This is a genomic window from Cupriavidus metallidurans CH34 (assembly GCF_000196015.1).
Lineage (GTDB): Bacteria > Pseudomonadota > Gammaproteobacteria > Burkholderiales > Burkholderiaceae > Cupriavidus > Cupriavidus metallidurans.
The window spans coordinates 1375515-1393383 of the sequence record NC_007973.1; the positions used below are offsets into that span (position 1 = coordinate 1375515).

The following is a 17869-nucleotide window of genomic DNA, read 5'->3' on the forward strand; positions in this document are numbered from 1 at the left end:
TGTGGCCGGGCGTTTTCAACCGATGGAGGTTCACATCATGCGTCCCGCTCCCTTGCGGCCTGCCGCCACTGTCTCGACTGCTGCCGCGCAGCCGCAGCGTTATCTCACCAACGACGAAGCCGCCGAGTACCTGCGCCTGTCGCCGCGCACGCTGGAAAAGCAGCGTGTGATCGGCGGTGGCCCGCGCTTTCGCAAGTTCGGCCGGCGTGTCATGTACGCCGTGGCCGACCTCGATGCCTGGGCCGCCGACCGCAGCTTCGAGACGACTTCCGATCCCGAATATGCCGAGCACCACTCGGCCGACAGCCGTGCGCGCTGATCGGCGGCGCGCGGCAGGCCATCGCCATGTCCAGCACCGCGCTGCCCATGCGGCAGCGGCCGTTGCAGGAGCGCGAACAGCTCGACCTGTTCCGCGCCTTGCCCGGCGACATGGCACCGCGCGACAGCCAGGATTTGATGGCCTATCCGTTCTTCTCGCTCGCCAAGTCCAAGCGGGTCAAGCCCATCGACTTCCGCGCGGGCAACGTGACTATCCGCGTGGAGGGCACGCAGGAGCACGGCATCGCCACGATTTGGGATGCGGACGTGCTGATATGGGCAGCTTCGCAGATCGTGGAGGCGAAGGACGCGGGCCTGCGCCCGTCGCGGCTGATGCGCGCCACGCCCTACGAGATCCTGCGCTTCATTGGACGCGGCAAGTCGCTGCGCGACTACCAGCGCCTCAAGGCCGCGCTCGACCGGCTGCAATCGACCACGGTGGCCACGTCCATCCGAGAAACCACTGGAAGGCGCTTGCATCGCTTCTCGTGGATCAACGAATGGAAGGAACTGGCCGATGCCAGCGGCACGCCGCTGGGCATCGAGCTGATCCTGCCGGACTGGTTCTATGCGGGCGTGCTCGACGCCGCCCTGGTGCTGACCATCGACCCGGCGTACTTCCGGCTCACTGGAGGAATCGAGCGGTGGCTGTACCGCCTGGTGCGCAAGCACGGCGGCAAGCAGGCATACGGCTGGCAGTTCGACTTTCGCTACCTGCACCAGAAATCCGGCAGCACCGCCAAGCCCTACGACTTCGCCTGCGACCTGCGCGCGCTGGTCGCGCGGCAATCGCTGCCCGGCTACGTCCTGGGCATCGAGCGGATGCCGGACAACGGCATGGAGCTGCTGACCTTCCGGCCCGTGCCGCAGACGGCATGGGGATAACTCCGGGAAAGCCTGTGGATGGTGTCGTGCTATCAGGCGTGCGGGGTATCGTGCTATCAGGCGTGGGACTATCGTGCTATCAGGCGTGCCGATCGGCCGAAAACCCGCGCCAGCACTGGGTTTGTTCGCCCTCTAACTTCCCTAACTTAATTTCTCTAACTTTTAGTAGAGAAACGCCGTTGCGGTGGACAACCACCACGCGGCCACAAGCGCAGCAGCCAAAGCCCGGCTTTCCAACACGGAGGGCCGCGCCATGATCGTCGCTCTGCTCAACCAGAAAGGCGGCGTGGGCAAGACCACGCTCGCCACGCACATCGCCGGCGAGCTGGCGATGCGCGGCCAGCACGTCGTCCTGCTGGACGCCGACCCGCAGGGTTCATCGCTGGACTGGACACAGCGCAGAAGCCAACAAGGCTTGCCGCGGCTGTTCAGCGCCGTGGGCCTCGCACGCGAAACGCTGCACCAAGAGGCGCCAGAACTCGCCAAGCGGGCCGATCACGTCGTCATCGACGGCCCGCCGCGCATCGCGGCGCTGGCGCGCTCCGCGCTTCTGGCGGCCGAGCGCGTGCTGATCCCGGTGCAGCCCAGTCCCTACGACCTGTGGGCCAGCGCCGAGATGGTGGCGCTGATCCGCGAAGCGCAGGTGTTTCGGCCCGCGCTGCGCGCGGCCTTCGTCATCAACCGGCGCGTCAGTACCACCGTGATCGGGCGCGAAGCGCGCCAGGCGCTGGCCGACCAGCCGCTTCCTGCGCTGCGCGCGGAAGTGCATCAGCGCATCGTGTTCGCCGACAGCGTGGCCGCTGGCCGGCTTGCACGCGAGACGGCGCCGGACAGCGCCGCCGCGCGCGAAATCACTGCGCTGGTGGACGAACTGCTGCGGTGGCCGACATGACAGCGAAGCCGCCACCTCGCGCAAAGCGCGTCGGCATCGGCGCGCGTCCACCGGCTAATCCGCACGCCGAGGCGTGGATTCGCCAGGGCGATGCCGATGCGCTTAACAAGGGCGACCTCTACACCGCCCGTCTGACCCTCGACATCACGCCCGCGATGCGGGCGCGCATCAAGGTATCGGCCTTCACGCAGGGCGTGACCGTGGCCGACCTGCTGCGCGGCCTGCTGGAACGGGAGTTTCCAGAGCACCGCAGGGAGAACACCCCATGACCGCATCCGCTTCGCCTGCCTCTGGCGCGGCCACGGCTGCGCTCGCAGCACCTTCCGGCCAGCTTGCCAGCGCGCCGCTGACGCGCGTGGCGCTGGCCTACATCGAACCGCGCTTCAAGCTCTACCTGCGCTTCGGCGAACCTGCGCGCACGCACCAGCTCGACCGCTGGCGGCGCTGCGCCGTGTTCCTGCCGGGCGCCATGTTGTGCCGCATCCGGTGGCAGGCCAACGACTACGGCACTGTTCGCTGGCAGCTCATGGTGATGCAGGCTTGCACGCCACTAGATGCGGCACAGCGCATCCCCGGCGTGCAGCCGGGCGCGCGCCTGCTGCTGCACGCCGAGGGCGAGAACCAAGTGCGCGCCGTGCTGGAGCGCATCGACGCCATCGAAGCGCTGGGTATCGCACCCGCCGCTGTCTCGCCCGCGTACTGGCGCACGCTCGCCAACCGTCTCGCTGCGCGCTTACCGCTGCCCGAATACACCGCCGAGCGGCACGCCGCCTGGCTCATCGGGAGGGAACTACCATGACCGCCGTTTCGACTGCCAGCACCGCGCCGCGTCCTCGCTCGCGCTTGCGCGCTCGCCTCGTGCTGGCGGGCCTGTCCGCCTGCGGCCTCGCTGCGCTGGCCTGGGCGTCCTTCGTGCATCCGCTGCCGCGCCTGATCTACAACCCATCCGACAGCGTGGCGGTCGGCTGGTATCGCGTCGATCCGCTGCACCACGGCACCGCCTCGCTGCCACGTCCTTTGTCCGTGGGCAGCATCGTCCTGACCACGCTGCCGCCAGACGCCGCCGTGCTGGCCGCGCAGCGCGGCTACCTGCCGACGCGCGTGCCGCTGCTCAAGCGCGTGGGCGCCGTCGCGCCGCAGGAGGTGTGCATCACTGGCCGCGTTGTCCGCATTGACGGCGTGCTTTCGGCCGCCGTGCTGCCTGCTGACCGCTGGGGCCGGCCGCTGCCATCCTGGCAGCAATGCCGTCGCCTCGAACCCGGCGAACTGTTCCTCTTGAGTGTGACCAACCAGGCGTCGTTCGACAGCCGGTATTTCGGGCCGGTCAGCACATCCGCCGTGATCGGCGTCGCGCATCCGGTCTGGCTGGAGTCACGCCCATGATGGCGGCTGATTCGCTGCACGTTGCCGTGCATCTCATCGTGCCATCGGGCGTGCCGCTCCAGTGGCTCTCCGCGTGTCGTCGCGCGTGCAGTGCCAGCGCATCCGCGCTGCACTTCGCGCAGCCTTCCCATGTGCAGGCGTCTTGCCTCGAACGCGCCCGGCCTGTGGCCGTCGCCGCGTTCGCCGGCGCGCTGGCTGCTCACGCAGCAGCGCCGCCGGGCCGCCGCTGCCCGGAGCGCCAGCGAGGGGCAAAGGCGGAAGGCAAGACAAAAGGACGCGGCACCGGGCCGCGTCGAAAGCCAGTCTGCACGTGGGGGTGGCGCAGCACGCAGCGGCTTCGCCGCCGTGCCGCTTGTGGCGCGAGGCCCGCGCCAATGCAGGCATGTCCGCGTGCTTTGCACGACCGGACACGCCAGAGGTTGCAGAGGGCATAACCATGACCGACCGCCGCGATGATGATTTCCGCATCCGCCCCAGCGCCCCGAAGAACCGAGGCCAGGGCTTCGTCTCCAAGGTGCTCAAGCAGGCGGGCAAGGCCAGCGGCGGCAAGTCCTCGGTGCGCCGTCCTGGGACGACTGGCGGCACCGGGAGGGGCACCGTCCAGCGGCCCGGCTCGCGCCTGGGTCGCGGCCACACGGCGGCGCGCTTCGCGGGGGCGAAGCTCACGCCCATGTCGCGGCGCGTGACCATCAAGACGCTGCTGGTCAACCAGCGCCAGGCCAGTCCGCAGTCGCTCGCCAAGCACCTGCGCTACATCGAGCGCGATGGCGTGGGCCGCGATGGCGAGCCGGGCCAAGCCTACGGGCCGCAGACCGATGCTGCCGACCTCGACGGCTTCAAGGAACGCTGCGCGGATGACCGGCACCACTTCCGCTTCATCCTCTCGCCCGAGGATGGCGCGGAACTCGAAGACCTGCGCACCTACACGCGGCATCTCATGGGCCGCATGGAGGCCGACTTGGGCACGGGCCTCGATTGGGTGGCCGTGAACCACTGGAACACCGACAACCCGCACACGCACATCGTCGTGCGCGGGCGCGACGACACCGGCAAAGACCTCATCATCGCGGGCGACTACATCACCGATGGTTTCCGCCATCGCGCCGCCGAACTGGCAACCGAATGGCTGGGGCCGCGCACCGAGCTGGAGATCAAGCAGACCTTGCAGCGCGAGGTGGAACAGGAGCGGTGGACGAGCCTCGACCGCACCCTCCAACGCGAGGCCGGCGAGGACGGCCGGGTGCAGACCGAACGCTTCAACGAACCGATGCTGCAACGCCAGCGCCTGCCGCTGATCGGCCGCCTGCAACGCTTGCAGCGCCTGGGCCTGGCCGACGAGCTGCGGCCGGGCACCTGGGTCGTCCATGCCGACGCGGAGAAGACCCTGCGCGCCCTGGGCGAGCGTGGCGACATCATCCGCACCATGCAGCGAGCCATGCGCGGCCAGCCGCGCGAGCTGGCGGTGTTCGAGCCGGGCGACGACGACCGCACCATTCTCGGCCGCGTGGCCGCGAAGGGGCTGGCCGACGAGCTGCGCGACCGGGGCTACCTGGTCATCGACGGCGTGGACGGCAAGGCCCACTACGTCGCGCTCAACGCCCGCGACGAGCTGGCGAACTATCCGACCGGCGCCGTGGTGGAGGTCAAGGGTTCGGCCGACGTGCGCGCGGCCGACAAGAACATCGCTGCACTGGCGAGCGATGGCCTGTATCGCACCGATCATCACCTGGCGATTGAGCAAGGCCGGGCCACGCATGGGCGCGATCCGCAGGAAATCGTCGCGGCTCACGTTCGCCGCCTTGAAGCCCTGCGCCGGGCCGGCATCGTGGAGCGCGTGGCCGAAGGTTTGTGGAAGGTGCCGGGCGACCTGCCCGAGCAGGGCCGCCGCTACGACGCGCAGCGCCTGGGCGGCGTGGCGGTGGAACTGAAATCGCACCTGCCTATCGAGCGGCAGGCCCGCGTGATGGGGGCCACCTGGCTCGACCACCAACTGATCGGCGGCGGCTCGGGCCTTGGCAACCTGGGCTTTGGCAGCGAGGCCAAACAAGCGATGCAGCAGCGCGCCGACTTCCTGGCCGAACAGGGGCTGGCCGAGCGCCGTGGGCAGCGCGTAATCCTGGCCCGGAACCTGTTGGGCACGCTGCGCAATCGGGAATTGGCGCAGGCCGCCAAGGACATTGCGGCCGAAACCGGCTTGGAGCACCGGCCCGTGTCCGACGGCCAACGCGTGGCTGGCATCTACAGGCGTTCCGTCATGCTCGCTAGCGGGCGCTACGCGATGCTCGATGACGGCATGGGGTTCAGCCTGGTGCCGTGGAAGCCGGTGATCGAGCAGCGGTTGGGACAGCAACTCGCTGCGACCATTCACAAAGGATCGGCTTCCTGGGAACTCGGAATTCGTCGAGGTATATCGATTGGATAGAAGTTAGTCTTCCGTCAACAGGTGTAGCCATCCCTTGCTAGCGGCTTCCATAGAACTTTTCCACGAACGAGCGACGGTAACTCTGGTGGCAGGCTAGGCAGCTTTGCTGGGTTTTGGAGAAAGCCGCGATGACTGCTTGGCCGTCATTCCGCTGTGCAGCCTCGCCCATGGCGGTCGCGGCGTCATGGACCTGTCCATCAAGACCCCGAAACTTTCCAGCGTCTGCCCCAAGCCAGGCAAGGATGCGCATCTTTTCCGACATGGGCGGCTCGGCATGCTTGGCGATTCGTGGTGCTAGCTCGGCGACCAGTGGCCAGTCTTCTTTGGAGATCGCGCCCGTGACGGCTTGCATGTCGCGACCGAGTCTTTCCATTATGGTACGAAGCGCCATTGGCTTTGCCGCCTCTACGGACTGCGCACCGAGTGCCGTGGCGAAGGTTGCCAAGAGCACGGACAGCGAGACGGTGAAGAACGATCTGGGTTTCAGGGGCTGGTTCACGAATTTCTCCATTGATGTTGTGACGAATGCTTTGGGTCTAACGAATGGTTGCAGGTGTCCTCAAAATTCCAGACTCAGCGCGATCGATCCGAATGCGTGATGGCCCGCCTGCTGGTCGAACTCGCGGGTTCTCCAAACGCGCATCACGGCGAGCCGCACGCCACGTCCAGCAACGATCCATTGGCTACTGATGCCGAGAGCTGCTTGCGCGACCCAAGGCCGCCGGCTGACATGATGGCTATGCCGGAACATGTTTCCGTCGAGTGAGAAGTCCCAGGCGACGGCTTTACCCTCCAGGCTCAGGAAGACATGTGCCCCAGGTTTGGGCGCCAGGACCGATTGCGGCGTTGTCGTGCGCAGATCGGCAACACCAGAGGGCGGGCGGTTCTCCGCGCCAGGGCGGATCGGATAGCTGCCGAAGTCGTTCGGTATGTTCCAGCCCGCGCGAAACTCCACGCCGGTACTGGCGGCGGTTTCGATGTTTCCGACCCGCAAGGCATAGCTGCCGATCACGTCGCTGCCCCATCCAGGACGGACGGCACCCTCCGTGTACGGCTTGAACTTGCGCTCCATGGCCATCTGAAATGCCGGCTCGTTGCGCAACTGGTTGTTCCAGCCGCGAAAGCGCTCAATGCCGCGTGCGCGATGCACCAGATCCTGAGATTGCTCGGCCAGCGACCAGGGGCCGACCACGCCCAGGGTCAACTCACGCACGTCAAGCATTTCGTAGCTGGCAGCTTGTGGGTGGATGCGGCGATTCCACGCCAAACCCAGGTAGAGCAAACCAGCGTACGGTCGGTCATCTGGAATCACATCGGTGCGCGTCTTGTTCTCGGGCGTGTACATGGCTTGGCCAAAGCGCACAACGAGGTTTTGCGACGACGAGTGGGCGCCGGCTTCGTGCCAGAAGCCTGGATCAGCCCAGCCGATGAAGCGGGCGTACAAACCAATCGGCTGGGGCAGGCACTCCGGACGGAGCCCGCCTTGCAGATCGCGTGAGACTGCTGTTAGCGCGACACCGTTGGTGTAGTTGCGATCGGAGCCGGTGAACAAATCGTTCTCCAGACGCAGGGTGCCGCCCCGCCAGCGCAGGGATTGCTCTGGCGAGCAGGAGGAAGGATTTGTAGAGAGCGAGACTTCGGAACCGAAAGTAGAGATCGGGCTGAACAATGCACCCGCAATCAACAAGGTGACGCACTGTCAACAGCAACTTAGAAGTGACCCACTTGGGCCGTTGTGCAGCACATTAGATTTGACCCACCTGGGTCACCAAGTTGATGCGGGGGTGTCAGAATTTCCGTGTTCAAGGCGGGTTGAGAATCACACGGATGGTCGAACGAATCGATCCTGGTAGAGGATAGCAAATTGGTTCATTGCGTCCTTCCAATCTTTTGCGGCACGACCCCAGTCAGAGGTGATATTGCGTAGCGCCAGCCAGATAAGCTTAGTCGCTGCCTCGTCGCTCGGGAAGTGGCCTCGGGTCTTGATGATCTTGCGTAGCTGCGAATTGATATTTTCTATGGCATTTGTCGTGTAGATCACCCTGCGCACCGCCGGCGGAAATGCGAAGAACGGGATCACGCGGTCCCAGGCGTTACGCCATGAAGCGCTGACCGTCGGGAATTTCTGCCCCCATGGTCCCGCGGCAAACGTATTGAGCTCAGCTTCGGCGGCTTCCGCACTCGGCGCGGTGTAGATCGGCCGGATCGCGGCGGCTAGCGCTTTGCGATCTTTCCAGCTAGCGTAATTCAGGCTGTTGCGGATCAGATGGACGATGCAGGTTTGCAGCGTGGTCGCCGGGAATACTGCGCTCAGCGCCTCCGGCATGCCCTTGAGGCCGTCGGTCACTGCGATCAGAATGTCGTTGACGCCGCGCGTCTTGAGATCGTTGAAAACCTTCATCCAGAACTTGGCGCCTTCGGTGTTCTCGATCCACAGCCCCAGAATCTCGCGCGTGCCGTCGGGCAGAACGCCCAGCGCCAGATAGACCGCCTTGTTGCGTACGACGGCATCCTCACGGATCTTCACTCGCAGTGCGTCGAAGAACACGACCGGATACATCTGCTCAAGCGGCCTGGCTTGCCAGGCGGTGACTTCGGCCATGACCTCGTCGGTAACCGAACTGATGAAATCGGGCGAGACCTCGGTGCCGTATTGCTCCTGCAGGAAACCCTGAATCTCGCGCACGGTCATGCCCCGAGCGTACATGGCGACGATCTTGTCATCGAAGCCCGTGAAGCGCCGTTCGTGCTTTGGAATCAGCAACGGCTCGAAGCTGCCGTCACGGTCGCGAGGCACCTCGATTCGGATTGGGCCATCTTCGGTCAGAACCGTCTTCGCACCTTTACCGTTGCGCTGGTTGGTGACGGCGGCTGGTTTGGCTGCGCCCGGTGAATAGCCGAGATGATGATTCATCTCGCCGCCCAGGGCTCGCTCGATCAGCGCTTTCTTGAGTGCCAGGGTCGCGGCATGGATGGCTTCGGCCGTCATCGGGCCATTGCCGAACTGCTCAAGCAGCTCGGCGGGGATCGCCGGCAGCTCTGCCAGCGGGGCTTTCGGTTTGCGAGGCATACATTCTCCTTGGGAGCATGTTATGCCTTAAACACGAAATCTCCGACAGTCCCGTTGATGCCCAGCATGTTGCGTGACCCTGGGTCAGCGTCAGTTGCTGGCCATCGGTTTCGCCTGACCCAGGGTCAAACGATGTTGCTGATCATCACTTACGCGTGCATCTCCAGTTGCTGTTCAGCACTTTCGGATGCACGGGATCGGATCACGCCGGCTTTTCGCTTGTCCTTCAGTCGGTAGCTTTCGCCTTTGATCTGTAGAACATGGCTGTGATGCAGGAGGCGGTCGAGCAACGCGGCCGTGAGCGTCTGATCTCCGGCGAACGTCTGGTCCCATTGCCCGAACGGCAAGTTGCTCGTTACGATCACGGAACCCTTTTCATACCGCTTGGCGATCACCTGGAAGAACAGATTGGCATCGTCCCGGCCGAGCGGCAGATAGCCGACCTCATCAATGATCAACAGCCGTGGGTTCATGATGTTGCGCTTCAGGAAGTCGGCCAATCGATCCTGCCGGGAAGCGGCGGCCAAGGCAATGACGAGATCCGCCGCAGAGATGAAGCGCGTCTTGATCCCCATCTGCGTTGCGATGTAACCGAGTGCGATCGCCAGATGCGTTTTGCCAAGGCCGCTCGGCCCGAGCAACACGATGTTCTCGGCGCGCTCGACGAAGGCCATCGACGACAGCTCCAGCACCGATTTCTTGGCAACGCCGTGAGCAAACGTAAAGTCGAACTCCTCCAGCGTCTTCAGCACAGGGAAGCCGGCCGTGCGCAGCAACATGGATTTGGTCCGCGTGTGCTTCGCGTCCATCGCAGATTTCAACAGCGCCTCGAAGAAGTCGGCAAACGTGAGTTGGTTCGCTGCCGCGCGAGCTGCCAACATGCTGTACTGCTCGCCCATCGTGTCGATCCGCAGTTGTCGACAGGCTTCGAGGATACGTTCGTGCTGGATGTCCATCAACGTGCCTCCGTCAGCAGGGCTTGATACACTGACAGCTGATGCTGCAGCGGCGTATCATCGAACCGCGACGGCGGTGGCATCGTCGGCACGGAAGCTGACGGCAGGTTCGCGCGCCACGGCTCCGGCAACTGCTGCAGCTTCGGTTGCTCAAGCAGGAGACGCTCGAGCGGCGACTGTCCAGTCGTGCCGTGGATGCGCACATTGGCGACATCTCTCAGCCAGCGCACGACCTCGGCGTTCGCCGTGGTCGCGTCAAGCGAGAGGCGATCCTGAGCGAGCCGGCTTGCCAGCGGATTGTAGAAGCTGCGGCGCAGGTATCCGTTGAAGCGCTCAACCTTCCCCTTGGTCTTCGCTCGGTAGGGCTTGCACAGGCGCGGCACGAAGCCGTGGTGCTTCGCAAAGTCGAGGAAGGCCGGTTGATAGCGATGCAGTCCGGGACCATAGGCGTCTCGGCCAATCACCACCGTCTTGACGTTGTCGTACAGGACCTCGCGAGGAACCCCACCGAAGAAGTCGAACGCGCGCTCATGGCATCCCAGCAGCGTCGGCAATCGTTCGTCGGTCACGAACTCGACGTAACTCGCCCGACTGTAACCGAGCGTCGCAACGAATGCCGACAGCGGCAGCTTGCCACGTCGAAACACGATCCAGTCGACCTGCATCTGCTGCCCCGGATCGGTTTCGAAACGTACCAGTGGCTCCGGCGCCTTGATCGACTTCAGCGACCGCAGATAGACCCGCAGCCGCGTCAGGCCTCCGTCATAACCCATCGCGCGAATCTCGATCAGCAGCGCGGTCGCCGGCAGCCAGGCCGGATGCGCTGCGCGAACCCGGTCATGCAGATAGGTTTTGAACGGATCGAGCTTCTGCGTGCGCCCCGATCGCGGCGCACGATCCTGCTCAGCACAACTGCGTAAGTATTTGCGCACGGTGTTCCTCGACAGCCCCAGTTCCCGCGAGATCTCCCGGATTCCTAATCCTTGGCGGGCCAACACACGTATTTCCACGATTACCTCCCTTGTAAGCACTGGCCCTCCAAAAAGGGCCCATCCTACCCGGGTGGGTCAAATCCAATGTGCTGCCGCTGGGTCATTTTCAACGTGCTGCTGACAGCACTGCATCGGCTGCTGCACTTTGGTGCCGCGCAGGCTCCAGCGATACCCGTCGATGCCAATCATGTTGCCCCATCGCCTGCTGCCCTGGTGACGTAAAAGCGTTCGAGGGCACTGACGATTTCCTCTGCTTTGTCTACGCAGGTGAACAAGTCGAGATCGGATGGAGAGACATAGCCTTCGTCGAGCAGAAGATCGAAATCAACTACGCGATGCCAGAATGCACGGCCGACCAGCACTACCGGAATACGCTGCATCTTTCCGGTCTGGATCAAGGTGAGCACCTCGAACAGCTCATCGAGCGTTCGATAGCCACCCGGGAATGCCACCAAGCCCTTGGCGTGCAACAAGAAGTGCATCTTGCGCAGCGCGAAATAGTGGAATCGGAACGCCAAATCCGGGCACATGTAGGGGTTGGGTGCCTGTTCGTGGGGCAGCGTGATGTTGAGGCCAATCGAACGTGCGCCAACCTCGAAAGCACCGCGGTTGGCGGCCTCCATGATGCCGGGCCCACCCCCGGTGACGACGACGAAATCACGGCGGTTTTGCTGCTGGAAACGCGCCGAAATAAGGCCCGAGAAACGCCTCGCTTGCTCGTAGTGACGTGCCTGTTCGACCCGGCGATTGGCTCGCGCAAGCTCTTGCCTCAGCCCGACATTCTCCGGAGTGACGAGCGCCTGACGCTCCAGCGCGCCAAGGCGGGCTTCTGCCGTCTCGGCATCGCTCACGCGTGCGCTGCCGAAGACCACTACCGTCGAGTGAATGCCTTGCTCGTGCAGGATGCGCTCAGGTTTGAGCAGTTCGAGTTGTAGTCGCAGCGGCCGCAGTTCGTCCTGGCCAAGCAGCTCGATGTCTTCGTACGCAAGACGGTATGTTGGTGACTCGCGGATGGCGCGCAGGCGTTCAGCGAGATCTTCTGCAGGTTTCATCACTCGTGCGCCAGAAAGTCCGGCCAGCGCAGCGCATGGCCATACTCGGGCACCGTGACCTGCCAGCCGAGTTGCTGCTGCAAGAGTTCAGCGAAGGCTTGCGCGGCCGACGATTCCCCATGCACCACGAAGGTTTGCGCCGGTGCTTGAATGAAAGCACGGGCCCAATCCAGCAGCGCCTTTTGGTCGGCATGCGCCGAGAGGCCGTCCACGCTGTGGATCGCCGCACGTACCGGGATGTCCTCACCGAAGATGCGTACACGTTCGGCCCCCTCGATCAGGCGCCGGCCAAGCGTCCCCTGCGCCTGGAAACCGGGAAACAAGATGCTGCATTCGCGGCGTGGCAAGTTGTGGCGCAGGTGGTGCCGGATACGCCCCGCATCGCACATGCCGCTGGCAGAAATAATGATGGCCCCGGAGCGAATCCGGTTCAGCGCCATGGACTCCTCAGCGCTCGCGGTGAAATCCAGATACGGGAGGTTCTCGCCGCGCGCATGCCATCCGGCCAACCGCTTCGCCTGTTCGTCGAACAATTCGAGATGCTCACGCGTGATGCGTGTGGCCTCGGTGGCCATCGGCGAATCGACAAACACCATTGGACGCTGCAGACGCCCTTCGCAGGTGAGACGATGTAGGTGGTAGAGCACCTCCTGGGTTCGGCCGACCGCAAAGGCCGGAACGATGACATTGCCGCCGCGCTCGAACAGGGTTTTCTCGACGATGCCGATCATGTCCGCTTCGGTCGCCGAAAAATCCTTGTGCCGGCGGTCGCCGTAGGTGGACTCGATGACGAGGATGTCCGCGTCCTCGATGGGTGTCGGGTCGCGCAGGATGGGGCGTCCCGGCTGGCCCAAATCGCCGCTGAACACGATCTTCGTGGGGTAACCGTACTCGGTAATCCACACTTCCACGATGGCCGAGCCGAGGATGTGGCCGGCATCACGAAAGCGGGCGCGCACCCCGACGCGGGGTGCGAACTCCCGGTCGTATTCGATGCCGCGTACCTGCTGCAGGCATTCGTGTGTATCCTGCAGGGTATACAGGGGTGGCGGCACGGTCTTCTCTTTGAACCGCTTGGCAACCCGCTTGGCATCGCTTTCCTGGATGTGAGCGCTATCGGGCAGCATCACCCCGAGCAGATCAACCGTCGCTGGCGTGGCGTAGATGGGCCCCTTGAACCCGGCGCGCGTCAGTTTGGGCAATAGCCCGCTATGGTCGATGTGGGCGTGGGTCAGCAGGACGAAGTCAATGGACGCCGGGTCGAACGCAAACGGCTCGTAGTTGCGTGCTGCTGCTACACGCCCACCTTGAACCATGCCGCAATCGACCAGGAAGCGGACATTAGCCGCTTCGACCAGGAAGCACGATCCGGTGACTTCTCGGGCTGCGCCCAAAAAACTGAGTTTCATAGGGCGTTCACTCGGGTTTTCGCATCGGGCAAGTGCTGAGGCCGAGCAGGCGATAGCCAGGACAGCGGCCTGCCAGGCCGGTGAGGAGCGGCATGATTCCAATGAGTCCCAGCCAACGCCAAGATGAGTCCAGCCACAATGGGAGACTGAGCAAAATCAGTCCGATGACGATGCGCACAATGCGGTCGAGATTTCCAACGTTGATTTGCATGACGGTCTCCTGTGTTGAATCAGCGGCTTGAAAACGCGACGGGGGCGGCAGTGCCCCGCAGCAGATGGGTTGCGCTGGATGCCGCCGTGGATACGTCCCAGCCGCCACCAAGGGCCTTGTACAGCGCCACCAATTGCACGGCGGCGTTGGTATGCGCGCGTGCCGCTGCGGTTTCGGCCTCGTGCAGGCTTCGCTGGGCGGCCAGCAGTTCGACCAGTGCAATGTCGCCCGCCGCGTAGCGCGCCTTGGCGTGGCCGTAGCTTGTGCGCGCGGCATCCAGTGCCATGCCACGGCGTTCCAGTGTGTCCAGCCCGCCGTGGTAGTCGCCCAGCGCGCGTTCGGCGTCGCCCAGCGCCGCCAGCACGGCCTGCTCGTAGGCCAGCGCGGCCTGCCGCTGCCCCGCCTCGCGCGCCCGAATCTCGGCGCGCACGCGGCCGCCGTCGAACAGGCGCCAGGAAATCAGCGGCAGGATGGAAAAACGCGAACTGGATGCATCGAACCAATCGCCCGTACTGAGCGCTTGGAACCCGCCGCCGACACCAATGGAGAGTTTGGGGAACAACTCGGCCGTGGCCACGCCGATGTCGGCAGAACTCGCCGCCAGGCGACGTTCCGCAGCCAGTACGTCAGGGCGCCGGCGCAGCATGTCGGCACGCTCGCCCACCGGCAGCGCCCGCAGCGTGCTCGGCGTCAAGGGGCCATCCAGCAGTGCCAGCTCCCGCTCCGGCGGTGCGCCCAGCAGCACGCCCAGGCTGAGTACCGCGGCGCGCTGGCGCGCCTGGATATCCGGGATGAGCGCGTTGACTGCTGTCCATTGGGCGTACGCCGCCTCCACGTCGGCGGTCGACGCGTCGCCCAGCGCATGCCGAAGGCGCACCAATTCCCAAGTCTGCTGCAGCGTATCCAGCGTGGCCTGTTGTGCGTGCAACTCGTAGCGGGCGCCGACGGCGGTGAACCAGGTGCGCGCGACCTCGGCCACGATGCGCATGCGTATGCCCTGTGCCTCGGCTTCGGTCGCCTGCAGGCGGGCGTTGGCGCCTTCCAGGGCGCGCCGCTTGGCCCCGAACAAGTCGGCCTCCCAGGCCGCGTCGAAGCCCGCGTCGTAGATGGTCTGCGTGGCGTCAAGGCCGGGGATCGAGCCTACGGGCAAGGGGCCGTTCTCGCTTTGACGGCGCCGGTTGACGCTCGCGCCAGCGGCGGCGGTGGGCAATGCCTCGCCGGCCACACGATCGCGCAGGGCGCGTGCCTCATCGATGCGTGCCGCAGCCTGGCGCAGATCCAGGTTCTGTGCCAGCGCCGTGGCCATCAGGCGATCGAGGATGGGATCGTCCAGTGCAGACCACCATTGGCTCAAGTCTGCGGACTGGGATTCGCTTGCCAACGGCAAGCTCCAGCCGCTGCCGACGTCGACCGGCGGCGGCTCGCGGTAGTCGGGGCCCACGCTTGCGCAGGCAGTCAGCAGCACGCAGGACAGGGCCAGCGCGAGCGGACGCGCGCGCCCAGGGGTCAGGCCGGTGACGGTTGCGCGAAGAAAGGGAGTGCGGGGCTTGGATTTCATTGCAGGCGTCCTCGGACGAATACGGTGGCCATCGTCAGCGTGGCCAGGGCGATGACCGCCAGCGGCCACAGGCTGGCGAGAATGTCACCGGGCGGCATGGCCTTGAGAAAGCTGCCTTCGACGATGATGAGGAAGTGGGTCAGCGGAATGGCCTGGGCCAGCCATTGCAGGACGACGGGCATGTTTTCCACAGGCGTCGCAAAGCCGGACATCAGCACCGCCGGCACGCCGATGGCGAACGCCCCCAGGATGGCCTGCTGCTGCGTCATGCTGACCGCGGAAATCATCAGACCGATGCCGACCACCGACAGGATGAACAGCACCAGACTGGCGAGCAGGAGCGCAAACGAGCCCGTAAACGGGATGCCGAACAGGAATACGCCCGCGCTGATCATGAACAGGCCCAGCGCGGTGCCAATTGCGAGTGCCGGCAGTGACTTTGAAATGATGATTTCGGGCGTCGAGGTGGGCGACACCAGCAACTGGTCGAAGGTGCCGAGTTCACGTTCGCGTGCAATCGACAGCGAGGTGATGAGCAGCGCGCTGAACAGCGCCAGGATGCCCGTCAGCCCGGGCACGATGAACCAGCGGTAGACCAGATTCGGGTTGAACCAGTGGCGCACGACCACGGGCGTTGGTGCCTGGGCGTCGGGCACGACCTCGGCGCCGACATCGGCGGCGATGGTGGACAGATAGGCCACGGTGATCTGCCCGGAGTTGCTGCGCCGGCCATCGACCAGTACCTGCGCGCGGCCACTTTCGCCGGCGGCGATGGAGCGCGAGAAATCCACCGGGATGGCGAGCGCGGCGATCACCTCGCCACGGTCGATCAGCTCGTGCAGCTGCTGCTGGCTGTCGACATGCCGGATGTGGGTGATGAAGCGGGCACTGTCCAGGCGCTGTACCAGCTCGTGCGACCAGCGCCCCGCATCCTGGTCGTAGACGGCGATATCGACGTTGCGCACTTCCAGCGTCGCGGCAAAGGCGAACACCAGCAACTGCAGGATCGGCGGCACGAACACCACCATGCGGCTGCGCGGGTCGCGCAGGACGCTGAGCACTTCCTTGATGAACTGGGCGCGCAGGCGGGTGAATGAAAATGCGGAGCTCAACACGGCCTTACTCCAGGTTCTTGCGCGTGGCGCGCTTGGCGATCACGAAGAACAGCACCCCGATCGCCGCCATGGCCGCCAGGTTGGGCAGGAACACCGCCCAGATGTCGCCGGCCAGGAACACCGTCTTCAGCGAATCGACGAAGTAACGCGCCGGAACCAGCCGGGTGATGGCTCGGATTGGCGCGGGCATCGCCTCGATCTCATACAGAAAGCCCGACAGCATGAAAGCCGGCAGAAAACCCGTGAACAGCGCGATCTGCGCGGCCAGGAACTGGTTGCGTGCCAAGGAGGAAATCAGCAGGCCCTGACCCAGCGCCGGCACCATGAACACCGCCGACAGGAGCAGCAGCGCCGCCAGCGAGCCCCGCATCGGCACGCCGAACACGAACACCGCCAGCACCGCCGCACCCAGCGTGGACAGCATGCCGAGCACGAAGTACGGCAGCAGCTTGCCGATCAGGATTTCGGCCACCGAGGCCGGCGTGGACAGCACCGCCTCCATGGTGCCGCGCTCCCATTCACGCGCCACCACCAGTGCAGTCAGCATGGTGCCGATGATGGTCATGACGATGGCGATGGCGCCGGGAATCAGTGCGCGGCGGCTTTCCAACTCGGGGTTGAACCAGTAGCGCGGTTCCAGCATGACGGCCTGTGCGGGCGCCGCGACATCCAGCCCAGCGCGCCAGGACTGGACCACGCCGCGGGCGTAGTTTTCGACGTAGTTGGCGGTATTGGGGTAGGAGCCATCGGTGACGATCTGCACCAGCGGCTCGCTGCCACGCTGGGCCAGACGCTGCTCGAAATCCTGCGGAATCACCACGTAGCCGCGCAGGTCGCCGGAGACCAGCTGGTCGGCCACTTCGCGCCGGTCATGGGCGAAGCGCGTATTCAGGAAGCGGGTGCCCGAAAACGCTGCGGCCAGCGACTGTGCCGATGCGCCGGGCGACTCCAGGACCACGCCGACACGGACATCCTTCGCATCCAGCGACACCGCATAGGCGAACAGCAGCACCAACACCACCGGCAGCACGAACGCGATCAGCAGCGTCGAGGGGTCGCGCAGCGCCTGGTAGCTTTCCTTGGTCACCAGTGCCATCAAGCGCCGCAGATCAAAACGGCGCAAGTCGGTCTGCAGGGGGCCACTCCCGTCTTTGTGCATTGTGGCGCCGTTCATATGGTGGCCTCCATCTCGCGGTCCGCCGACTCCACCAGGTGAATGAAGGCGTCCTCCATCGTCGGGTCGGGCCGTTCTGGGCTGATCGCCGAACGCTTGAGCGCGGTAAGCGATCCACGAAGGCCAGGATATTCAACTGCCGGTTTCGGTGGCTAAATCCGTGAGATGCATATTCCAAGGCAACAAGGCTTCGTAATCCTCGGCAGTGCGCGCCGTCGGCAACTGCCGCAGCACGCGGCGCAGCCACGTGTATGGTTCCAGGCCATTGGCCTTGGCCGTCTCCACCAGCGAGTAAATCAACGCGCTGGCCTGCGCGCCTGCCGGCGTATCGCTGAACAACCAGGCTCGTCTTCCAACGACGAAGGGACGGATGGCATTCTCGCATCGGTTATGCCGACTCCCCGATTATGCCGCGTCATGCATGCACGTGGC

General features: G+C 64.8%; 18 protein-coding genes and 1 pseudogene. 7 read left to right on the plus strand and 12 right to left on the minus strand.

The window, feature by feature from the left end; translation table 11 throughout:
- The first annotated feature begins 37 nt into the window (after positions 1 to 37).
- From RMET_RS06315 to RMET_RS06345, 7 genes are all read left to right on the plus strand, one after another.
- On the plus strand, positions 38 to 319 hold the full coding sequence (locus tag RMET_RS06315) for a helix-turn-helix transcriptional regulator (RefSeq protein ID WP_003107109.1): 282 nt from the start codon (positions 38 to 40) through the stop codon (positions 317 to 319).
- A gap of 26 nt (positions 320 to 345) precedes the next feature.
- The gene (locus tag RMET_RS06320; protein ID WP_011516026.1) at positions 346 to 1203 is read left to right on the plus strand and encodes a replication initiator protein A; all 858 of its coding nucleotides are present in this window, start codon (positions 346 to 348) and stop codon (positions 1201 to 1203) included.
- 253 nt (positions 1204 to 1456) lie between these two features.
- Complete coding sequence (parA, locus tag RMET_RS06325; protein ID WP_011516027.1) at positions 1457 to 2095, plus strand: ParA family partition ATPase; 639 nt, start codon at positions 1457 to 1459, stop codon at positions 2093 to 2095.
- A complete protein-coding gene (locus RMET_RS06330; protein ID WP_011516028.1) occupies positions 2092 to 2364 on the plus strand; it encodes a hypothetical protein in 273 nt (90 codons plus the stop codon). The genes parA and RMET_RS06330 overlap by 4 nt, the downstream gene beginning before the upstream one ends.
- The gene (locus RMET_RS06335) at positions 2361 to 2894 is read left to right on the plus strand and encodes a DUF2840 domain-containing protein (protein WP_011516029.1); all 534 of its coding nucleotides are present in this window, start codon (positions 2361 to 2363) and stop codon (positions 2892 to 2894) included. The genes RMET_RS06330 and RMET_RS06335 overlap by 4 nt, the downstream gene beginning before the upstream one ends.
- The gene (locus RMET_RS06340; RefSeq protein ID WP_011516030.1) at positions 2891 to 3478 is read left to right on the plus strand and encodes a S26 family signal peptidase; all 588 of its coding nucleotides are present in this window, start codon (positions 2891 to 2893) and stop codon (positions 3476 to 3478) included. Before RMET_RS06335 ends, RMET_RS06340 begins: the two co-directional genes overlap by 4 nt.
- A 436-nt stretch (positions 3479 to 3914) precedes the next feature.
- Positions 3915 to 5900, plus strand: a complete 1986-nt coding sequence (locus tag RMET_RS06345) for a relaxase/mobilization nuclease domain-containing protein (protein ID WP_041240063.1) — start codon at positions 3915 to 3917, stop codon at positions 5898 to 5900.
- A 37-nt stretch (positions 5901 to 5937) separates the two neighbouring features.
- Here RMET_RS06345 and RMET_RS06350 read toward each other — a convergent pair whose 3' ends face one another.
- The 12 genes and pseudogenes from RMET_RS06350 to RMET_RS06405 all read right to left on the minus strand — a co-directional run.
- Positions 5938 to 6411, minus strand: coding sequence for a cytochrome c (locus RMET_RS06350; protein ID WP_029310270.1), 474 nt, complete (start codon positions 6409 to 6411; stop codon positions 5938 to 5940).
- A gap of 48 nt (positions 6412 to 6459) precedes the next feature.
- Entirely contained in the window at positions 6460 to 7569 is a 1110-nt protein-coding gene (locus tag RMET_RS06355) for a lipid A deacylase LpxR family protein (protein ID WP_231138488.1), read from the minus strand.
- Positions 7570 to 7719: 150 nt separating this feature from the next.
- Positions 7720 to 8970: an IS256-like element IS1090 family transposase gene (locus tag RMET_RS06360; protein WP_011515352.1), complete on the minus strand. Its 1251-nt coding sequence runs from the start codon at positions 8968 to 8970 to the stop codon at positions 7720 to 7722.
- Positions 8971 to 9119: 149 nt separating this feature from the next.
- Complete coding sequence (istB, locus tag RMET_RS06365) at positions 9120 to 9926, minus strand: IS21-like element ISRme20 family helper ATPase IstB (RefSeq protein WP_011516034.1); 807 nt, start codon at positions 9924 to 9926, stop codon at positions 9120 to 9122.
- Positions 9926 to 10957 (minus strand): IS21-like element ISRme20 family transposase, encoded by a 1032-nt coding sequence (gene istA / locus RMET_RS06370; protein ID WP_035821749.1) that lies wholly within the window; start codon positions 10955 to 10957, stop codon positions 9926 to 9928. The genes istB and istA overlap by 1 nt, the downstream gene beginning before the upstream one ends.
- 146 nt (positions 10958 to 11103) lie before the next feature.
- Entirely contained in the window at positions 11104 to 11970 is an 867-nt protein-coding gene (locus tag RMET_RS06375) for an LOG family protein (protein ID WP_011516036.1), read from the minus strand.
- Positions 11970 to 13379, minus strand: coding sequence for an MBL fold metallo-hydrolase RNA specificity domain-containing protein (locus RMET_RS06380; protein WP_011516037.1), 1410 nt, complete (start codon positions 13377 to 13379; stop codon positions 11970 to 11972). Before RMET_RS06380 ends, RMET_RS06375 begins: the two co-directional genes overlap by 1 nt.
- Before the next feature lie 7 nt (positions 13380 to 13386).
- Positions 13387 to 13590, minus strand: a complete 204-nt coding sequence (locus RMET_RS06385) for a YgaP family membrane protein (protein ID WP_010792188.1) — start codon at positions 13588 to 13590, stop codon at positions 13387 to 13389.
- 19 nt (positions 13591 to 13609) lie between these two features.
- Positions 13610 to 15148, minus strand: a complete 1539-nt coding sequence (locus RMET_RS06390; protein ID WP_011516038.1) for an efflux transporter outer membrane subunit — start codon at positions 15146 to 15148, stop codon at positions 13610 to 13612.
- Positions 15145 to 16263 carry an ABC transporter permease gene (locus RMET_RS06395; protein ID WP_011516039.1) on the minus strand — a complete coding sequence of 373 codons (1119 nt, stop codon included), beginning with the start codon at positions 16261 to 16263 and terminating at the stop codon, positions 15145 to 15147. The genes RMET_RS06390 and RMET_RS06395 overlap by 4 nt, the downstream gene beginning before the upstream one ends.
- 4 nt (positions 16264 to 16267) lie before the next feature.
- Positions 16268 to 17437, minus strand: coding sequence for an ABC transporter permease (locus RMET_RS06400; RefSeq protein ID WP_011516040.1), 1170 nt, complete (start codon positions 17435 to 17437; stop codon positions 16268 to 16270).
- A gap of 132 nt (positions 17438 to 17569) precedes the next feature.
- Positions 17570 to 17830: pseudogene (locus tag RMET_RS06405) on the minus strand (transposase domain-containing protein); the annotation flags it as partial.
- Positions 17831 to 17869: the final 39 nt, after the last annotated feature.